This is a genomic window from Blastococcus sp. SYSU D00813 (assembly GCF_054050735.1).
On the sequence record NZ_JBJGZX010000006.1, the window covers coordinates 72037 to 88738 of the forward strand.

Genomic DNA, 16702 nt, shown 5'->3' on the forward strand with positions numbered 1-16702 from the left:
CGGCGGACGTTAGGCAGCCGCCCGAGCACGGCGGCGGGTCCGGGAGAGCCTGTGGACCGGGCACCCGCCTGTGGACGACGAGGCGGGTCCCGTCGTCCGGAGGGAGCAGGGTCCCCCCCGTGCCGTCCAGCCGATCAGCCCGCCGGGTCCCTGCCGCCGTCCGTGCCCTCAGCGGGGCCGCCACCCGGGCCCTCACCGGGGTCGTCGTCCGTGTCGTCCCCGGTGGCGCGCGGCGAGACGACCACGCCGACCGCGCCCGGGCCGACGTGCGCGCCGATCGCCGCGCCGAGCTCGCTCACCAGCAGCTGCCCGATGCGCGGGAGGGCCCCGCGCAGGTCGGCCGCCAGCCGCTGGGCCCGCTCAGGGGCGGCGAGGTGGTGCACCGCGAGGTCCACCGGCCGGCCGCCCGTGGTCTCGACCACCCGCTGGACCAGCCGGGAGAGGGCACGCGCGGAGGTCCGCACCTTCTCCAGCGGCACGACCCGCCCGTCGGCCACGTGCAGGACGGGCTTGACCGCGAGCGCGGTGCCGAGGAAGGAGGCCGCCGAGCCGATCCGCCCGCCCCGGCGCAGGTGCTCGAGGGTGTCGACGACGAAGAAGGTCCGGGTACCGGCGGCGGTGGCGCGGGCGGCGTCGGCGACGGCGGACGCGTCGGCGCCCTGCTGCGCGGCCGCGGCGGCGGCCAGCACGGCGAAGCCGGTCCCCATGGCGGCCGACCGCGAGTCGATCACCGTGACGACGTGCTCGCCGACCTGCGCCGCCGCCATCCGGGCCGCGTCCCAGGTGCCCGACAGCTCGGCCGACAGGTGCACCGAGACGACACGGTCGGCACCGGCGTCCAGGCAGCGGCGGTAGGCGGCGACGAAGTCGCCGGTCGTCGGCCGGGAGGTCGACACCTGCTGACCGCGCGTCCCGAGGGCGCGGGCCACGTCCTGCGGGGAGATGTCGGCGCCCTCCCGCCCGGACCGGCCGGCGAGGACGACGTAGAGCGGGACGACCTCGATGCCGTGCCGCTCCAGCAGCTCGGCCGGGAGGTAGGCCGTGGAATCGGTGACCACGGCGACCGGCATCCCGCGAGGCTAGCCCGACCGCCCTGGACGACTGCCGGACCGCCCCCTGCGGGACACGCTCAGCCGACCGCGTCGGCGTCCTGGGCGGGAGGCGGCGCACCGTCCGGGGTCGCGCCGTCGGCCGGCGCCCCGCGCACGGTGCCCCCGCGCGCCGGCCCGGCACCCTCGCCGGCGGGCGGCGACCAGTTGTGCCGCAGCACCCGCCAGCGCGACCCCTGCGGCACCAGCTCGCTCCAGGCGCAGTTGGCCAGCGGTCCGAACAGCCGCCGGTTCTCCGGCCCGAGGCCGAGCAGCGCCTCCAGCAGACGGCCGCTGGTGCCACCGTGGGTCACGAGCACCGCGACCCGGGACCCGGGCAGGTCCCGCACCAGCGACAGCGCGCGGGCGGCGACGGCGGCGGGCTCCTCGCCGCCACGGTCGCGGACCGGCCGGCCGGCGAGCCAGTCGGCGTACTGCTCGGGGTGCCGCTCGGCGACCTCGTCGCGGGTCAGGCCCTCCCAGCGCCCGAGGCCGTGCTCGCGCAGGCGGGCGTCGACCTGCAGAGGGAGCCCCAGCCGTTCGGTCAGGGCCGTGGCGGTCTCCACCGCCCGGCTCAGGTCGCTGGACACCACGACGGTGCCCTCCGGCGTGAGACCCAGCCCCGAGACGAGGTGCCCGGCGGCCACGGCCGCCTGGCGGCGGCCCTCGGCGTCCAGGGGCGGGTCCTGCTGGCCCTGGAAGCGCCCCTCGGCGTTCCACCCGGTGCGCCCGTGGCGCCACAGGACCAGGCGCGACACCCGCGCGGGCGGCGGCTCGGGCGCGCCGGTCACCGCCCGGTGGCCGCGTCGGACGCGGGGTCCCCCTCGTCCCCGGCGGGTGGCTCGGGGGCCAGCGCCGTGGGGTCCGCGCTGCCGGGGTCCACGTCGTCGGCCGACAGCGTCCCGCTCGGGGCGCCGGCGGGCGCCGCCGCAGCCGCGCCGTCGGCGGCCGGCGGGGCGTCCCGGTCGACGAACGGGATGGTCGGGCAGTCCTTCCACAGCCGCTCGAGCGCGTAGTACGCGCGCTCCTCGGCGTGCTGGACGTGGACGACGACGTCGACGAAGTCGAGCAGCACCCAGCGGGCCTCGGCCACGCCCTCGCGGCGGACCGGCTTCACGCCGTGCTGGCGCAGCCGTTCCTCGACCTCGTCGACGATGGCCTGCACCTGCCGCTCGTTGGGCGCCGAGGCGAGCACGAAGGCGTCGGTGATGGCCAGCCGGTCGCTCACGTCGACGATGGAGACGTCGGTGGCGAGCTTGTCGGCGGCGGCCTGGGCGGCCAGCTGAGCGGTCTCCCGCGCCTCGACCGAGGCGGTCATCGGGGTACCTCCTGGGGATCGGTGGCCGGCGTGGCGCCGGCCGGTGGGGCCGTGGCGGGGCCGCCGGCTGAGGGACGGTCGTAGGTGGGCCGGTCCGCGGACGGCCGGGAGTTCCCGGCTCCGCCGGGCCGCGGGCCGGACCGGTAGAGCCCTCGCTTCTCGATGTACTGCACGACGCCGTCGGGCACGAGGTACCAGACGGGCATGCCGCGGCCGACGCGGTCGCGGCAGTCGGTGGAGCTGATCGCCAGCGCGGGCACCTCCACCAGGCTCACCGTGCCCTGCGGCAGGTGGCCGTCGGCCAGCTGGAAGCCGGGCCGGGTCACGCCGATGAAGTGCGCCAGCTCCAGGAACCGGTCGCTGTCGCGCCAGCTGAGGATCTGGGCCAGCGCGTCGGCGCCGGTGATGAAGAACAGCTCCGCGTCGGGCCGCTGCGCCCGGAGGTCGGTCAGCGTGTCGATCGTGTACGTCGGCCCGCCCCGGTCGACGTCGACGCGGCTCACGGAGAAGCGGGGGTTGGAGGCGGTGGCGATGACGGTCATCAGGTAGCGGTCCTCCGCCGGGCTGACGTCGCGGTCCTCCTTCTGCCACGGCTGCCCCGTGGGGACGAAGACGACCTCGTCGAGCCCGAACAGGCCCGCGACCTCGCTCGCGGCCACGAGGTGACCGTGGTGGATGGGATCGAACGTCCCACCCATGACACCGACCCGACCACCCGCCACCCGATCGAGACTAATCGGGCCCCGCCACCGCGCTCGGGCGAGGCGGCGGGCCGGGGCCGGCGGCGTCCGGGGCCAGCCGCTGCGACCGGCCCCGGACGTGGGCGCCGGGGAGGGCCCCGGCCGGGGTCAGGTGCTCCGCGCGACCGGCTCCCCCGTGCAGCCGGTCACCGCCGGTCCCCGGCCCGGACGGGCTGGGGACCGGCGCCGGGGACGTCCCCGGCACCCGTGCTGCTCCAACGGCGGCCGGCCGCCGCGGTTACGGCCACCCCGGCGGATCGGCGCGCCCGCGGGCTCCCGCGTCGGCTCGCGAGGTCGGCTCAGGAGGTCGGCTCAGGAGGTCGGCTCAGGAGGCTCGGGACCCCGGCTCGGGAGGTCGACTCAGCTCAGAGGGTGGTGACGAAGTCCGCCAGCTGCGCGGCGTTGCGGCACTCCACCATGTCGACGACCTCGGCGTACTTGAGTGCGGCGGAGTCGCCGCTCCCCCACAGGCGCCGGGGCTCGGGGTTGAGCCAGTGCGCCGACCGGGACCGCTGCACCAGGTCGGCCAGCACCGGCAGGCCCGGCGGCCGGTAGTTGGTCCGGCCGTCACCGAGGACCATGAGCGACGTCTTCGGGCCCACGACCGTCGGCCAGCGGTCGGCGAACACCTCGAGGGCGTTGCCGTAGTCGCTGTGCCCCTCGAAGGCGACCACGTCGGCCTCCCGGCCGATCCGGCGGATCGCGTCGGCCACGTCGGCCCCCGGGGAGAAGAACCGGGTGACCTCGTCGGTGGAGTCCACGAAGGCGAAGGCCCGCACGCCGGAGAAGTGCTCGCGCAACGCCTGGGTCAGCATCAGCGTGAAGTGGCTGAACCCGGCCACCGAGCCGCTGATGTCGCAGAGCACCACCAGCTCCGGCTTGTGGATCTTCCGCGGCCGGTGGTGGGTCACCACCGGCACTCCCCCGGTGCCCAGCGAGGCGCGCACCGTCTTGCGGAAGTCGAGCCGGCCCTCGCGGCCCATCCGCCGCCGCGCCGACAGCCGCACCGCCAGCCGGCGGGCCAGCGGCGCCACCATCCGCCGGAGCTCGGCCAGGTCGCCCTGCTGCGCCCGCAGGAAGTCGATCTGGTCGGCCAGCGGCTTCACGGCGCTCTTGGCGATCCGGTCCCGGCCGCGCTCGTCGGCCTGGCGGCGGCGGACCTCGGTGTCGACGGCGTCCTTGAACGACTTCAGCCGCTCCCGGACCTCGCCCCGGGCCACCTGCTCGGCCATCCCCCCGCGCTCGCCGCCGGCCAGCAGCCCCTCGAGCAGCGAGGTGACCAGCGAGTCCGGCGACAGCGCGCGCATCACCCGGTAGCTGAACCACGACTGCCCCGACGGCGACGGCGTGGTCTGCCCCAGCAGGGCCACCGCCCGGCGGGCGAAGCGGGCGAGCTCCGCCTCGTCGCCCTCGGCCAGCAGCCGGGCGAGCTCCTCGCGCAGCCGCGCCGCGGGGTCGAGGTCGCCGTCGCCGTCCGGGGCGTCCAGCGTGACCGCTTCGCCGTCGGCGTCCTCGCCGTCCCCCTCGGCCACGACGACCGGCCGGTCGCCCAGCGGCCACCACAGGTCGAACAGGGTGTCGTAGATCTGCCGCTGGTTGCCGCGCTGCAGCAGCACCGCGGCCAGGCCGTGGCGCAGCTGCTCCCGGTCGAGCAGGTCGACCACGGTGAGGATCTCGGCGGCGTCCACGGCCTGGCTGATCCCGACCGGGATGCCGGCCTCCCGGACGGCGCGCACGAACCCGTCGAGGTGGCCGGCCAGCCCGCCGGGAGGGGCGGGCGCCGAGGGCGCCGTCATCAGTTCAGCCGCAGCTCGGCCGCGGCCCGCTCCTGGTCGCTGGCGTGCTTGAGCACCACGCCGAGCGTCTCGCCGATCGCCGTCTCGTCGAGGGTGTCCAGCCCCAGCTCCAGCAGGGTCTGCGCCCAGTCGAGGGTCTCGGAGATCGACGGCGACTTCTTCAGCTCCAGCGCGCGCAGCGCCCGGATGGTGCGCACCAGCTGGTCGGCCAGCCCCGGCGCCAGGTCGGGCACCCGCGACAGCACGATCTCCCGCTCGCGCTCGGCGCTGGGGTAGTCCAGCGCCAGGTACAGGCAGCGGCGCTTGAGCGCCTCGGACAGCTCCCGCGTCGCGTTCGAGGTGAGGACGACGGTCGGCCGGCGGGTGGCCGCGACCGTGCCGAGCTCGGGGATGGTGACCTGGAAGTCGCTGAGCACCTCCAGCAGCAGGCCCTCGACCTCGACGTCGGCCTTGTCGGTCTCGTCGATGAGCAGCACGGTCGGCTCGGTCCGCCGGATCGCGGTGAGCAGCGGCCGGGCGAGGAGGAACTCCTCGCCGAAGATGTCGTCGTGGACGGTCTCCCAGTCCGCGCCGTCCGGCGAGGCCTGCGACGCCTGGATGCGCAGCAGCTGCTTCTTGTAGTTCCACTCGTAGAGCGCGCGGGCCTCGTCGAGGCCCTCGTAGCACTGCAGGCGGATCAGCTCGGCGTCCGTGGCGGCCGCCAGCGCCTTGGCCAGCTCGGTCTTGCCGGTGCCGGCCGGTCCCTCGACCAGCAGGGGCTTGCCCAGCCGGTCGGCCAGGAAGACGGTGGTGGCGATCTGCTTGTCCGGCAGGTAACCCGCCGCCGACAGCCGCTTGGCGACGTCGGAGACCGAGGAGAACTGCGGCAGCTGCGTCGGCGGGCGGGGCATGGGGCTCCTGTCGGGCGGGTCGACCGGCACCCCGGTCAGCGGACGGGACGCGTCAGCGGGTGTGACCGTCCCCGGTGACGACGTAGGTGGTGGAGGTGAGCTCCGGCAGGCCCAGCGGCCCGCGGGCGTGCAGCTTCTGGGTGGAGATGCCGATCTCGGCGCCGAAGCCGAACTCGCCGCCGTCGGTGAAGCGGGTGGAGGCGTTGACCATGATCGCGGCCGCGTCGACGCCTGCGGTGAACTCGGCGATCGCGCGGGCGGAGTCGGCGACGATCGCCTCGGTGTGCCCGCTCCCCCACTGCGCGATGTGCTCCAGCGCGGCCGGGAGGTCGTCGACGACGCGGACCGCCATGTCCATCGACAGGTACTCGGCGGCCCAGTCCTCGTCGGTCGCGGGGACGACGGTGCCGAACGAGGCCTGCACGGCGTCGTCCCCGTGCATCGTCACGCCCGCCTGGCCGAGCGCGGACAGCAGGCGCGGAAGGGCCGGGAAGTCGCGGTGCACCAGCAGGGTCTCGGCGGAGTTGCAGACGCTGACCCGGTGGGTCTTGGAGTTGAGCACGATCGCCTCGGCCATCGCCGGGTCGGCCGAGGCGTCGACGTAGACGTGGCAGTTGCCGACGCCGGTCTCGATGACCGGCACCTTCGCCTCGGTGACCACCCGCTGGATCAGCGAGGCCCCGCCGCGCGGGATGACCACGTCGACGAAGCCGCGGGCGCCCAGCAGCTCCCCCACCGACGCGCGGTCGGCCGGCAGGAGCTCGATCGACCCGCCCGGCAGCCCCGCCTTCTCCGCGGCCTCGGTGAGGACGGCGACCAGCGCGGTGTTGGTGCGGAAGGCCGAGGCCGACCCGCGCAGGAGCGCCGCGTTCCCGCTCTTCAGGCACAGCCCCGCGGCGTCCACGGTGACGTTGGGCCGGGCCTCGTAGACGATGCCGACCACGCCGAAGGGCACCCGCACCTGGCGCAGCTGCAACCCGTTGGGCAGCCGCGACCCGCGGACGACGTCGCCCACCGGGTCGGGCAGCGCCACGAGCTCGCGCAGCGCGCCGGCGACCCCTGCCACCCGGCCGGCGTCCAGCCGCAGCCGGTCGAGCACCGACTCCGCGGTGCCCTCGGCCGCGGCGGCCTCCACGTCGGCCGCGTTGGCCACCAGGATCTCGTCGGTCCGCTCGACCAGGGCGTCGGCCATGGCGGAGAGGGCGGCGTCCTTGACGTCGGTCGGCAGCGTGCGCAGCACCCGCGAGGCGGCGCGGGCGCGCAGCGCGGCGGCCCCGATCAGCGGCAGGGAGGCGACGTCGGACACGCCCGCGAGGGTAGCGCGCAGGCGGAGCCCCACCGGCGGCTCAGCGCCAGGGGTCGGTGACCTCGCGCAACCGGGTGAGCGACTCCCGCAGCGCCCGGGCGGCGTCCTCCCCGAGGTGGGCGGTCCACTCCGCCTCGACCTCGGCCTCCACCCGACGCGCCACGGCGACGGCGGCCCGGCCGCGCTCGGCGAAGCACACCAGCCGCGCCCGCCCGTCGCTCGGGTCGCGCACCCGGTGCACGTAGCCCGCCTTCTCCAGCTGCTCGACGAGGAAGCCGGCGGTCTGCTTGGTGACCTGCGCCTGCGCGGCGAGGTCGGTCAGCCGCGTGCCGTCCTCGCCCACGCGGGCCGCGATGCGGCCCTGGGCCAGCGTGATGTCGTCGAACCCCGCCTCGGCCAGCGCCTCCAGCACCCGGGTCTCCAGCGCCCGGTAGGGGAAGAAGCACAGCAGTCCCAGGTTGGGCTCCGTGGTCACGCTCACCCCTTGACGATGGTCAGGCTCTCTGACGAGACTGTCAGAACATCTTACCAACTCGCCGGGGGCGGCCATGGACACCGAGAGCATCTGGCGCTGCATCGACACCGAGCGCGCGAGCCTCGCCGACCTCGTCGAGGAGCTCACGCCGGCCGAGTGGGAGACGCCCTCCCTGTGCGACGCGTGGCGGGTCGGCGACGTCGCCGTCCACCTCACCCAGGCGCACATGGGGCTGTGGGACGCCGCCGTGGCGGGGATCCGCGCCGGCGGCAGCTTCGACCGGATGATCCGCGACTCGGCCCTCCGGGCGCGCGGACTCTCGCCCCAGGAGTGCGCCGGGCGGCTGCGCGCGATGGTGGGCTCCCGGCGGATGGCGCCGTTCCTCCGGCCGGTCCAGCCGCTGCTCGACGTCCTCGTGCACGGGCAGGACATCGCCGTCCCGCTCGGCCGCAGCCGGCCGATGCCGCCGGAGGCCTCCGCCGCGGCGGCCCGGGCGGCCTGGGCGACGAGCTTCCCCTTCGGCGCCCGGCGCCGGCTGGCCGGCTACCGGCTGACCGCGGACGACGCGGACCTCACCCTCGGCGACGGCCCCGCCGGGGTGCACGGTCCCGCCGGGGCCGTCCTGCTCCTCGTCACGGGGCGGACGGCGGCCGCGCTCGAGCGCCTCGAGGGCGACGGGGCCCGCGAGCTCGCGGCGGCACCGGGCCGCCGTGACGGGACGAGGAGGACGACATGACCTACGCGGTGACGACGCACGTCCCCGGACCCGCGCTGCAGGTGTACGACGAGGTGCACCGCAGGCGGCTCGAGCGGACGGCGGGCCGGGTCGAGGGCCTGCTGGTGCACCTGGCCCGGCGGAGCGGGGACGGCGTGGAGGTGATCGAGGTGTGGCGGTCGCAGGAGGAGTTCGAGCGCGCCGGGCGCGAACTCGTGGGGCCCGTGGTCGCCGAGGTGCTGGCCGGCGCGGAGGCCCCGCCCGCGGTCGTGACGCCGTTCGACGTCCGCGGCCTCGTCGTCCCGGCCGGCGGCGTCACCGTCTGAGCACGGGCCGCGCGCTCAGTTGAGCGCGCGGGTACCGGCCGGGAGGACGCCGCCGGCGACCATGTCGGCGGCGGCGTCCTGCAGCGCCGTCAGGGCGACGCGCTGGGTGAACGGGCCGGTCGACACCCGTGCCACGCCCAGCTCCTGCATCTCGCGGGCGGGCAGCGAGGCGCCGGGCACGCTGATCAGCGTCAGCCTGTTGCGGCCGAGACCCTCGACGACCTCGGCGATCTCGTCGCGGTCGACCAGCCGGGGCACGAACACCACCGGGGCGCCGGCCTCCAGGAAGGCCCGCCCGCGGCGGATCGTCTCGGCGACCAGCTCGCCGCGGTCGGCGCCCTGCGGGGCCCGGAGGAGGGTGTCGGTGCGCGCGTTGAGCACGAAGTCGATCCCGGCGTCCCGGCCGGCCCGCAGCACCGCCTCGACGGCGGCGACGGCCTCGTCGAGCGGCTTCATCTGGTCCTCGAGGTTGCCCCCGACGACGCCCTTCTCGATCGCCCGCCGGGCGGTCTCGCCCGCGTCCCCGTAGCCAGCCTCCATGTCCATGCTGACCGGCAGGTCCACCGCGGCGGTGATCCGGCCGACCATGTCCAGGTGCAGGTCGAGCGGGATGTTCTCGCCGTCCTCGTAGCCGAAGGTCGAGGCGATGCCGTGGCTGGCGGTGGCCAGCGCGCGCACCCCGTCGGTGGCGGCGACCACCTGCGCGGAGACGACGTCCCACACGTTGGCGAGGACGAGGATCTCCGGCGCGGTGTGCAGGTCGAGGAGGGTGCGGGCGCGGCTGGCGAGGTCGGTCACGCCCCGACCGTACGAGCCCCGGCCGGGACCGTGCAGGTCAGCGGGCGTTGAGCGCGCGGAAGGCGGCCTTGCGGGCGTCGCCGGTCAGCCGGTCGAGGAAGACCTTGCCGTCGAGGTGGTCGACCTCGTGCTGCAGGCAGCGGGCCATGAGCCCGCTGCCGGGCACCCGCACCGGCTCGCCGTGTACGTCGAAGCCCTCGACCACGGCGTGCATCGCCCGGACCGTCGGCGCCCAGATGCCCGGCACCGACAGGCAGCCCTCGTCGCCGTCCTGGGTCTCCTCCGACAGCTCGACCAGCCGCGGGTTCACCACGTGCCCGATGACGCCGTCGATGTTGTAGCTGAAGACGCGGGCGCTCACGCCGATCTGCGGAGCAGCCAGCCCGGCCCGGCCGGGGTGGTCGACGGTCTCCTCGAGGTCACGGACGAGGGCGGCGAGCTCCTTGTCGAAGGCGCGCACCGGGTCGGCCGGGGTGCGCAGCACCGGGTCGCCGAGCTCGCGGATCGGGCGGATCGTCACCGCGGCAGTCTCTCAGGCGGGCGTGAGCGGCTTCGGGGGCCGGGGGCCGACCAGCACCATCTCGTCGCGGTGGACGACCTCCCGGCGGTACTCCGGGTCGAGGTCGCCGGTCTTGCGGCCGAACAGCGCCGGCAGCTCGTGCGCGTCGTAGGCGACCAGCCCCCTCGCGACGACGACGCCGTCGGGCCCGACCAGCTCCACCGGGTCGTCGGCGAGGAAGTCGCCGGTCGCACCGGTGATCCCGGCGGCCAGCAGCGAGGCGTTGCGCTCGCGGACCGCCCGCACCGCGCCCTCGTCGAGCACCAGGCGGCCACGCGGGCGGCTGGCGTAGCGCAACCAGAACTGGCGCGCCGAGGGACGGCGGCCCGACGGCAGGAAGAGGGTGCCCACCCGCTCGCCGGCCAGCGCCGCGGCCGCCTGCACGGTCGAGGTGACGACGACGGGCACGCCGGCGCGGGCGGCGATCAGCGCCGCCTCCACCTTGGTGGCCATGCCGCCGGTGCCCACGCCGTTGCGGGAGGCCGAGCCGAGGGTGACGGCGGCCAGGTCGGCGGCGTCGGTGACCGTGTCGATCAGCTGCGCCGGGCCGGTGCGGGGGTCCCCGTCGTAGACGCCGTCGACGTCGGAGAGCAGCAGCAGCGCGTCGGCCTGCGCGACGTGGGCGACCAGCGCGGCCAGCCGGTCGTTGTCGCCGAACCGGATCTCCTCGGTGGCCACCGTGTCGTTCTCGTTGACGATCGGGAGGACGCCGAGGGTGAGCAGCCGGTCCACGGTGCGGTGGGCGTTGCGGTAGTGGCTGCGCCGGGTCAGGTCGTCGGCGGTGAGCAGCACCTGGCCGACGGTGACCCCGTGCCGGTCGAAGGCGTCGGCGTAGGTCTGCACCAGCCGCAGCTGCCCGACGCTCGCCGCGGCCTGGGCGGTGGCCAGGTCGCGGGGGCGGCCCTCGACGCCCAGCGGCGCCAGCCCCGCGGCGATGGCGCCGGAGGAGACGAGCACGACCTCCCGGCCACCGGTGCGCACGGCGCCGAGCACGTCGACCAGCGCGGTCAGCTTGGCGGCGTCGAGCCCGCCGGGCAGCGTGGTCAGCGAGGACGAGCCGACCTTGACCACGACCCGGCGCGCGCCGGCGATCTGCTCCCGCCGGCTCACCGGTCATCCTCGGGCAGGTCGTCGTCGGACCAGGTCTCGGTCAGCTCGAAGGGCACCCGGCGGGCCTTCTTGGCGGCCAGCCGCTCGGCGGCCCGCACGCGGTGCGGGGCGTCGATGCGGGCGTCGGTACCGCGGCCGCCGAGGCCGGCGGTCTCCTCGACCGAGAGCGTGCCGGCCGGCAGGGTCGGCACGAAGTCGAAGGTGACGTCGCCGATGGTGACCGCGTCGCCCTCGACGGCGCCCGCCTCGGCCAGCGCGTCCTCGACGCCGAGCCGGTTGAGCCGGTCGGCGAGGAACCCGACGGCCTCGTCGTTGGTGAAGTCGGTCTGCCGGACCCAGCGCTCGGGCTTGACGCCGCGGACGACGAAGCCGTCCTCGTCGTCGCGCTCGACGGTGAAGCCGCTGTCGTCGACCGCGCGCGGGGTGAGCGTCACGCGGACCGGTTCCGGCTCGGGCAGCGAGGCCCGGTGCTGCTCCACGGCCGCGGCCAGGGCGTAGCCGAGCTCGGGCAGGCCCTCGCCGGTGGCGGCGCTGACCGGGAAGACCTGCAACCCGCGCTCCTCGAGCGTGCCGCGCACCAGGTCCACGAGCTCCCGCGCGTCGGGCACGTCGATCTTGTTGAGGACGGCGATCCGCAGCCGGCCGACCAGGTCGAGCTCCTCGCCGCTGTACTCCGCGAGCTCGTGCTCCAGCGCCTCGATGTCGGTCTCCGGGTCGCGGCCGGGTTCCAACGTCGCCATGTCGACGACGTGCACCAGCACCGCGCAGCGCTCGATGTGCCGGAGGAACTCCAGGCCCAGGCCCTTGCCCGCCGAGGCGCCGGGGATGAGGCCGGGGACGTCGGCCATCGTGAACGCGACGTCGCCGGCGCGGACCACGCCGAGGTTGGGCACCAGCGTCGTGAACGGGTAGTCGGCGATCTTCGGCCGGGCCGCGGACATCGCCGCGATCAGCGAGGACTTGCCCGCCGAGGGGAACCCGACCAGGCCGACGTCGGCGATGCTCTTGAGCTCGATGACGGCGTCGAACGCCTCGCCCGGCTCGCCGAGCAGCGCGAAGCCCGGGGCCTTGCGGCGGGCGTTGGCCAGCGCCGCGTTGCCCAGGCCGCCCTTGCCGCCGTGGGCCAGCACGACGCGGGTGCCGGCGCCGACGAGGTCGGCGACGACCTGCCCGTCGGGGGTGCTGACGACGGTGCCGGCCGGGACGCGCAGCACGCGGTCCTCGCCGCGGGCGCCGTGCCGGTTGCTGCCCTCGCCGGGGCGGCCGTTGCCGGCCTTCTGGTGCGGCCGGTGGTGGAAGTCCAGCAGCGTGTGCACGTTCGGGTCGACCTCGAGCACGACGTCGCCGCCGTTCCCGCCGTTGCCGCCGTCCGGCCCGCCGAGGGGCTTGAACTTCTCCCGGTGGATCGACGCCACGCCGTGCCCGCCGTTGCCGGCGGCGACGTGGATGACCACGCGGTCGACGAAAGCGGCCATGTCCGCGCCGCCTCCTCTATCTGCCTGTCAAGCGCCACGAGCGCACGGGCCGGGCGGCCCGTGCGCTCGTGCGGCCTCGCTGCAGGGTCCCGCCCCGAGCCTGCGAGGGGCGGGGGGCAGCGGGGTCCTTGCTCAGGCCTCGACGGCCGTGATCGAGACCGTCTTGCGACCGCGGCGGGTGCCGAAGGTCACCGCGCCCGGCTCGAGCGCGAACAGCGTGTCGTCGCCGCCGCGGCCGACGCCCAGGCCCGGGTGGAAGTGGGTGCCGCGCTGGCGGACGATGATCTCGCCGGCCTTGACGACCTGGCCGCCGAAGCGCTTCACGCCGAGGCGCTGGGCGTTCGAGTCGCGGCCGTTGCGGGAGGACGAGGCGCCCTTCTTGTGTGCCATGTCGTCGTCAGCCCTTCGTGATGTCGCGGACGACCACGTCGGTCAGCGGCTGACGGTGCCCCTGGCGCTTGTGGTAGCCGGTCTTGTTCTTGAACTTGTGGATGCGGATCTTCGGGCCCTTGCCGTGGCCGACGATCTCGCCGGTCACCGTGACGCCGGCCAGCGCCGCCGCGTCGGTGGTGACGGTGTCACCGTCGACGAGCAGGACCGCGGGCAGCGCAACGGTGTCGCCCGCCTCACCGGCCAGGCGGTTGACCGTGAACCGGTCGCCCACGGCCACCTTGTGCTGCCGGCCACCGGCCTTGACGACTGCGTACACCACTGACTCCTCGATCGCGTGCTCGTGTCTGTCCTGGGCGCACGCCCGCGGGGGCGCGGGGTGCGGGACGGGCTGCACGCGCCTCCTGAGCGGCACCGTGCGGTGCGCTGCCCGTGGCGGTGCAACCCGACCAGCGTACCCGAGCCGCCGGGACCGGGTCGAACGCGGTCCCGGCGGCCCGGCACGCTAGGAGGCCGGCGGTCCGGCCGGCCGGCTGGCCGCCCGGCGGCGCCGGGGGCGGCCCCCGGCGACCACCGCGGGGGCGGCGGGCTCGTCGGGCCCGGCACCGGCGGGGACGTCGTCCTCGTCGGGCTCGTCCTCCGGCTGCTCGACCGTCGCGCCGGCGGCGGGTGGCTCCGCGGCAGCCGGCTCCGCGGCAGGAGCCTCGGCCGGGGCGGCGGCCTCGGCCGGCTCGGCGACGGCCTCGGCCGGCGCGGCGGCAGGAGCCTCGGCGGGGGCCTCGGGAGAGGCCTCCGCGGTCACCTCGGGAGCGGTGCCCGGCGCGTCGGCCGGGGTGCCGTCGGCCGAGGGGACGGCGTCCGTGGCGACCGGGGTGCCCGCTTCGGCGGTCTCCCCCCGCTCCCCGGCCGCGTCGTCCCCGGACGGGCTCGCTCCGGCGTCCCCGGACACGCCGGTGGCGGCGAGCACCGCGGCGTCCTCGGCGGCGCGCTCCTCCCCCGACTGCCCGCGGTTGCGCCGGCCGCGGTTGCGGCGCCCGCCGGAGCGCGGCTCGCCCTCGGAGGCGGGCGCCTCTCCGTTCTCGGAGGCGTTCCCGGAGGCGGTCTCGGCGGCCGGCTCGGCCGGCGTCTCGGCCGGGGTGTCCCGCCGCTCGGAGCGGTTCTGGTCCCGGTTCTGGTCGCGGGTGCGGTCCCGGTCGCGTCCGCCGCCGCCGTTCCCGCCCGACCCGGAGCCGCCGCCGGAGCCGCCGCCGGGACCGCCGGAGCCGTTCCCGCCGCGACGCTTCTCGTCGACCGGGTCGACGTGCACGACGACCCCGCGGCCGCGGCAGTGCTCGCACGGCTCGCTGAAGACCTCGAGCAGGCCCTGCCCGACGCGCTTGCGGGTCATCTGCACCAGGCCCAGCGAGGTCACCTCGGCGACCTGGTGCTTGGTGCGGTCGCGGCCCAGGCACTCGGTCAGCCGGCGCAGCACCAGGTCCCGGTTGCTCTCCAGGACCATGTCGATGAAGTCGATGACGATGATCCCGCCGATGTCGCGCAGCCGGAGCTGGCGGACGATCTCCTCGGCCGCCTCCATGTTGTTGCGCGTGACGGTCTGCTCGAGGTTGCCGCCCGAGCCGGTGAACTTGCCGGTGTTCACGTCGACGACCGTCATGGCCTCGGTGCGGTCGATGACCAGCGAGCCGCCCGAGGGCAGCCACACCTTGCGGTCGAGCGCCTTGGCCAGCTGCTCGTCGATCCGCAGGTCGCGGAACACGTCGCCCTCGCCGGTGTAGCGGCGCAGCCGGCCGACCAGCTCCGGGGACACGTGCGCGACGTAGGCCTCGACGGTGTCCCAGGCGTCGTCGCCCTGGACGACGAGCTCCTTGAAGTCCTCGTTGAAGACGTCGCGGATCACCCGGATGGCCAGGTCGGGCTCGCCGTACAGCAGCGTGGGGCCGCCGCCGGAGCCGTTCTGCCCGGCCTCGGCCTTCTTCTGGATGACGTCCCACTGCGCCTGCAGCCGGGCGACGTCGCGGGTGAGCTCCTCCTCCGAGGCGCCTTCCGCGGCGGTCCGGATGATCACGCCGGCGTCGTCGGGGACGATCTTCTTCAGGATGTCCTTGAGCCGCTGCCGCTCGGTGTCGGGCAGCTTCCGGCTGATCCCGGTCATCGAGCCGCCGGGCACGTAGACCAGGAAGCGGCCGGGCAGGTTGATCTGCTGGGTCAACCGGGCGCCCTTGTGCCCGATCGGGTCCTTGGTGACCTGCACCAGCACCTTGTCGCCGGACTTCAGCGCCGTCTCGATCGAGCGCTGCTTGCCCGACAGGCCGGCGGCGTCCCAGTTGACCTCACCGGCGTAGAGGACGGCGTTGCGGCCCTTGCCGATGTCGACGAACGCCGCCTCCATGCTGGGCAGCACGTTCTGCACCCGGCCGAGGTAGACGTTGCCGGCGAACGAGGTCGCCGACGCCTGGGTGACGTAGTGCTCGACCAGGACGTCGTCCTCGAGGACGGCGATCTGGGTGCGCTCGCCCCGCTGGCGGATGACCATGGCGCGGTCGACGGCCTCGCGGCGGGCGAGGAACTCCGCCTCGGTGAGGATCGGCGCGCGGCGGCGGCCGGTGTCGCGCCCGTCGCGGCGGCGCTGGCGCTTGGCCTCGAGCCGGGTGGAGCCGCTGACGCCCTTGACGTCGTCGTCGCTGGTGGTGCGGCCGTCGCGGCCGGCCCGCTCGGGGCGGTCGGCGTCGGTGCTCGTCTCGGTGCCTGAGTCGCCTCCGCCGCGACGACGGCGCCGCCGGCGCCGGCGGGTGCTCGATCCGGTCTCGCCCTCGTCGCCGTCCTCGCCGTCGGCGCCCTCCTCGGACTCGTCGGCGTCCTCGGCGTCGTCGTCCTCGGCGTCGCCCTCGTCGTCGCGGCGCTGGTCGCCCGCCTCGTCGTCGTCGCCGGAGTCGTCGGCGGACTCGTCGCCGTCCTCGCCGCTGCGGCCACGGCCGCGCCCCCGGCGGCCACGCCGGCGCCGGCGGCTGCCGCTGCCGGAGTCGTCGCGGTCCTCGGCGTCGTCGGACTCGTCGCGGTCCTCGGCCTCGTCGGCGTCGGGCTCGGTCCCCGCGTCGACCGCGGCGTCGGTGTCGACGGAGCCGCCGCGGCGCCGGGAGCGGCTGCGGCGCGACCGCGGGGCCGGGGTCTCGTCGTCCTCGTCCAGCGGCGCGCCGCCGGTGTCCTCGGGCTCGTCGGGCGACTCGGCCAGCGGGCGGCGGCTGCGCCGGCGGGGTGCCGGGGCCTCCGGCTCGGCCGGGGCCACGAAGCTGATGAAGGCCGGTGCCGCCGGCGGCGCCGCGGGCGCCGGCTCGTAGGCGTCGGGGTCGGCCGCGGCGACCGGGCGGGTGGCCCGCCGGCGGGGGCGGGCGACCACGGCGGTGGGCTCGGGCGAGCTGAACTGCGCCCCGAAGCGGGACAGCGGCTCGGGCTCGGGCTCGGGCTCGGGCTCGGGCTCGGGCTCGGGCTCCGGCTCCGCGGGCTCCTCGGCCTCCGGCTCCTCCGCCGGCAGGTCGGCGGCGCCGGGCGCCACGGCCGAGACGGCGTCGTCCTCGTCGCCGGCGAGCGCGGCGGCCGGCTCGGCGGCCTGGGCCTCGATGCCCGGCTCGGCGGCGGGCGCCTGGTCGGTCGCCGGGGTCTCCCCCGCTGCGGTGTCCTCGGTCGTCGTCGAGGTGGTGTCGTCGTCCTGGTCGGCCACG

General features: G+C 76.1%; 17 protein-coding genes. 2 read left to right on the forward strand and 15 right to left on the reverse strand.

The genetic code is table 11. The features are described 5' to 3' along the window. Window positions 1-134: 134 nt before the first annotated feature. The 8 genes from ACI8AX_RS06125 to ACI8AX_RS06160 all read right to left on the reverse strand — a co-directional run bounded on the left by ACI8AX_RS06125 (window position 135) and on the right by ACI8AX_RS06160 (window position 7619). Complete coding sequence (locus ACI8AX_RS06125; protein ID WP_456548898.1) at window positions 135-1070, reverse strand: DegV family protein; 936 nt, start codon at window positions 1068-1070, stop codon at window positions 135-137. Between the two features lie 59 nt (window positions 1071-1129). Next, entirely contained in the window at window positions 1130-1879 is a 750-nt protein-coding gene (locus ACI8AX_RS06130) for a histidine phosphatase family protein (protein WP_456548899.1), read from the reverse strand. Beyond that, on the reverse strand, window positions 1876-2406 hold the full coding sequence (rsfS, locus tag ACI8AX_RS06135) for a ribosome silencing factor (protein ID WP_456548900.1): 531 nt from the start codon (window positions 2404-2406) through the stop codon (window positions 1876-1878). The genes ACI8AX_RS06130 and rsfS overlap by 4 nt, the downstream gene beginning before the upstream one ends. Beyond that, on the reverse strand, window positions 2403-3104 hold the full coding sequence (nadD, locus tag ACI8AX_RS06140; protein ID WP_456548901.1) for a nicotinate-nucleotide adenylyltransferase: 702 nt from the start codon (window positions 3102-3104) through the stop codon (window positions 2403-2405). The genes rsfS and nadD overlap by 4 nt, the downstream gene beginning before the upstream one ends. Before the next feature lie 407 nt (window positions 3105-3511). Continuing rightward, window positions 3512-4942 carry a vWA domain-containing protein gene (locus ACI8AX_RS06145; protein ID WP_456548902.1) on the reverse strand — a complete coding sequence of 477 codons (1431 nt, stop codon included), beginning with the start codon at window positions 4940-4942 and terminating at the stop codon, window positions 3512-3514. Beyond that, complete coding sequence (locus tag ACI8AX_RS06150) at window positions 4942-5832, reverse strand: AAA family ATPase (RefSeq protein WP_456548903.1); 891 nt, start codon at window positions 5830-5832, stop codon at window positions 4942-4944. Before ACI8AX_RS06150 ends, ACI8AX_RS06145 begins: the two co-directional genes overlap by 1 nt. Before the next feature lie 52 nt (window positions 5833-5884). Next, window positions 5885-7138, reverse strand: a complete 1254-nt coding sequence (locus tag ACI8AX_RS06155; RefSeq protein WP_456548904.1) for a glutamate-5-semialdehyde dehydrogenase — start codon at window positions 7136-7138, stop codon at window positions 5885-5887. A 40-nt stretch (window positions 7139-7178) separates the two neighbouring features. After that, complete coding sequence (locus ACI8AX_RS06160; RefSeq protein ID WP_456548905.1) at window positions 7179-7619, reverse strand: MarR family winged helix-turn-helix transcriptional regulator; 441 nt, start codon at window positions 7617-7619, stop codon at window positions 7179-7181. 67 nt (window positions 7620-7686) lie between these two features. On the opposite strand from ACI8AX_RS06160, the gene ACI8AX_RS06165 reads away from it, so the two are divergent. Together ACI8AX_RS06165 and ACI8AX_RS06170 are read left to right on the forward strand one after the other, a co-directional pair. Continuing rightward, window positions 7687-8349, forward strand: a complete 663-nt coding sequence (locus ACI8AX_RS06165) for a maleylpyruvate isomerase family mycothiol-dependent enzyme (RefSeq protein WP_456548906.1) — start codon at window positions 7687-7689, stop codon at window positions 8347-8349. Further along, window positions 8346-8654 carry a hypothetical protein gene (locus ACI8AX_RS06170; protein ID WP_456548907.1) on the forward strand — a complete coding sequence of 103 codons (309 nt, stop codon included), beginning with the start codon at window positions 8346-8348 and terminating at the stop codon, window positions 8652-8654. The genes ACI8AX_RS06165 and ACI8AX_RS06170 overlap by 4 nt, the downstream gene beginning before the upstream one ends. A 15-nt stretch (window positions 8655-8669) precedes the next feature. On the opposite strand, the gene ACI8AX_RS06175 is transcribed toward ACI8AX_RS06170, so the two are convergent. The 7 genes from ACI8AX_RS06175 to ACI8AX_RS06205 all read right to left on the reverse strand — a co-directional run bounded on the left by ACI8AX_RS06175 (window position 8670) and on the right by ACI8AX_RS06205 (window position 16701). Further along, window positions 8670-9452 (reverse strand): isocitrate lyase/PEP mutase family protein, encoded by a 783-nt coding sequence (locus tag ACI8AX_RS06175; RefSeq protein WP_456548908.1) that lies wholly within the window; start codon window positions 9450-9452, stop codon window positions 8670-8672. 37 nt (window positions 9453-9489) lie between these two features. After that, a complete protein-coding gene (gene def, locus ACI8AX_RS06180; protein WP_456548909.1) occupies window positions 9490-9972 on the reverse strand; it encodes a peptide deformylase in 483 nt (160 codons plus the stop codon). A gap of 12 nt (window positions 9973-9984) precedes the next feature. Next, window positions 9985-11121: a glutamate 5-kinase gene (gene proB / locus ACI8AX_RS06185; protein WP_456548910.1), complete on the reverse strand. Its 1137-nt coding sequence runs from the start codon at window positions 11119-11121 to the stop codon at window positions 9985-9987. After that, window positions 11118-12596: a GTPase ObgE gene (gene obgE, locus ACI8AX_RS06190; protein ID WP_456548911.1), complete on the reverse strand. Its 1479-nt coding sequence runs from the start codon at window positions 12594-12596 to the stop codon at window positions 11118-11120. Before obgE ends, proB begins: the two co-directional genes overlap by 4 nt. Window positions 12597-12728: 132 nt before the next feature. Beyond that, the gene (rpmA, locus tag ACI8AX_RS06195) at window positions 12729-12986 is read right to left on the reverse strand and encodes a 50S ribosomal protein L27 (protein ID WP_456538170.1); all 258 of its coding nucleotides are present in this window, start codon (window positions 12984-12986) and stop codon (window positions 12729-12731) included. A 7-nt stretch (window positions 12987-12993) separates the two neighbouring features. Next, complete coding sequence (gene rplU / locus ACI8AX_RS06200) at window positions 12994-13305, reverse strand: 50S ribosomal protein L21 (RefSeq protein WP_456548912.1); 312 nt, start codon at window positions 13303-13305, stop codon at window positions 12994-12996. A gap of 186 nt (window positions 13306-13491) precedes the next feature. Continuing rightward, the gene (locus ACI8AX_RS06205) at window positions 13492-16701 is read right to left on the reverse strand and encodes an Rne/Rng family ribonuclease (protein WP_456548913.1); all 3210 of its coding nucleotides are present in this window, start codon (window positions 16699-16701) and stop codon (window positions 13492-13494) included. Between the last annotated feature and the right edge of the window lies 1 nt (window position 16702).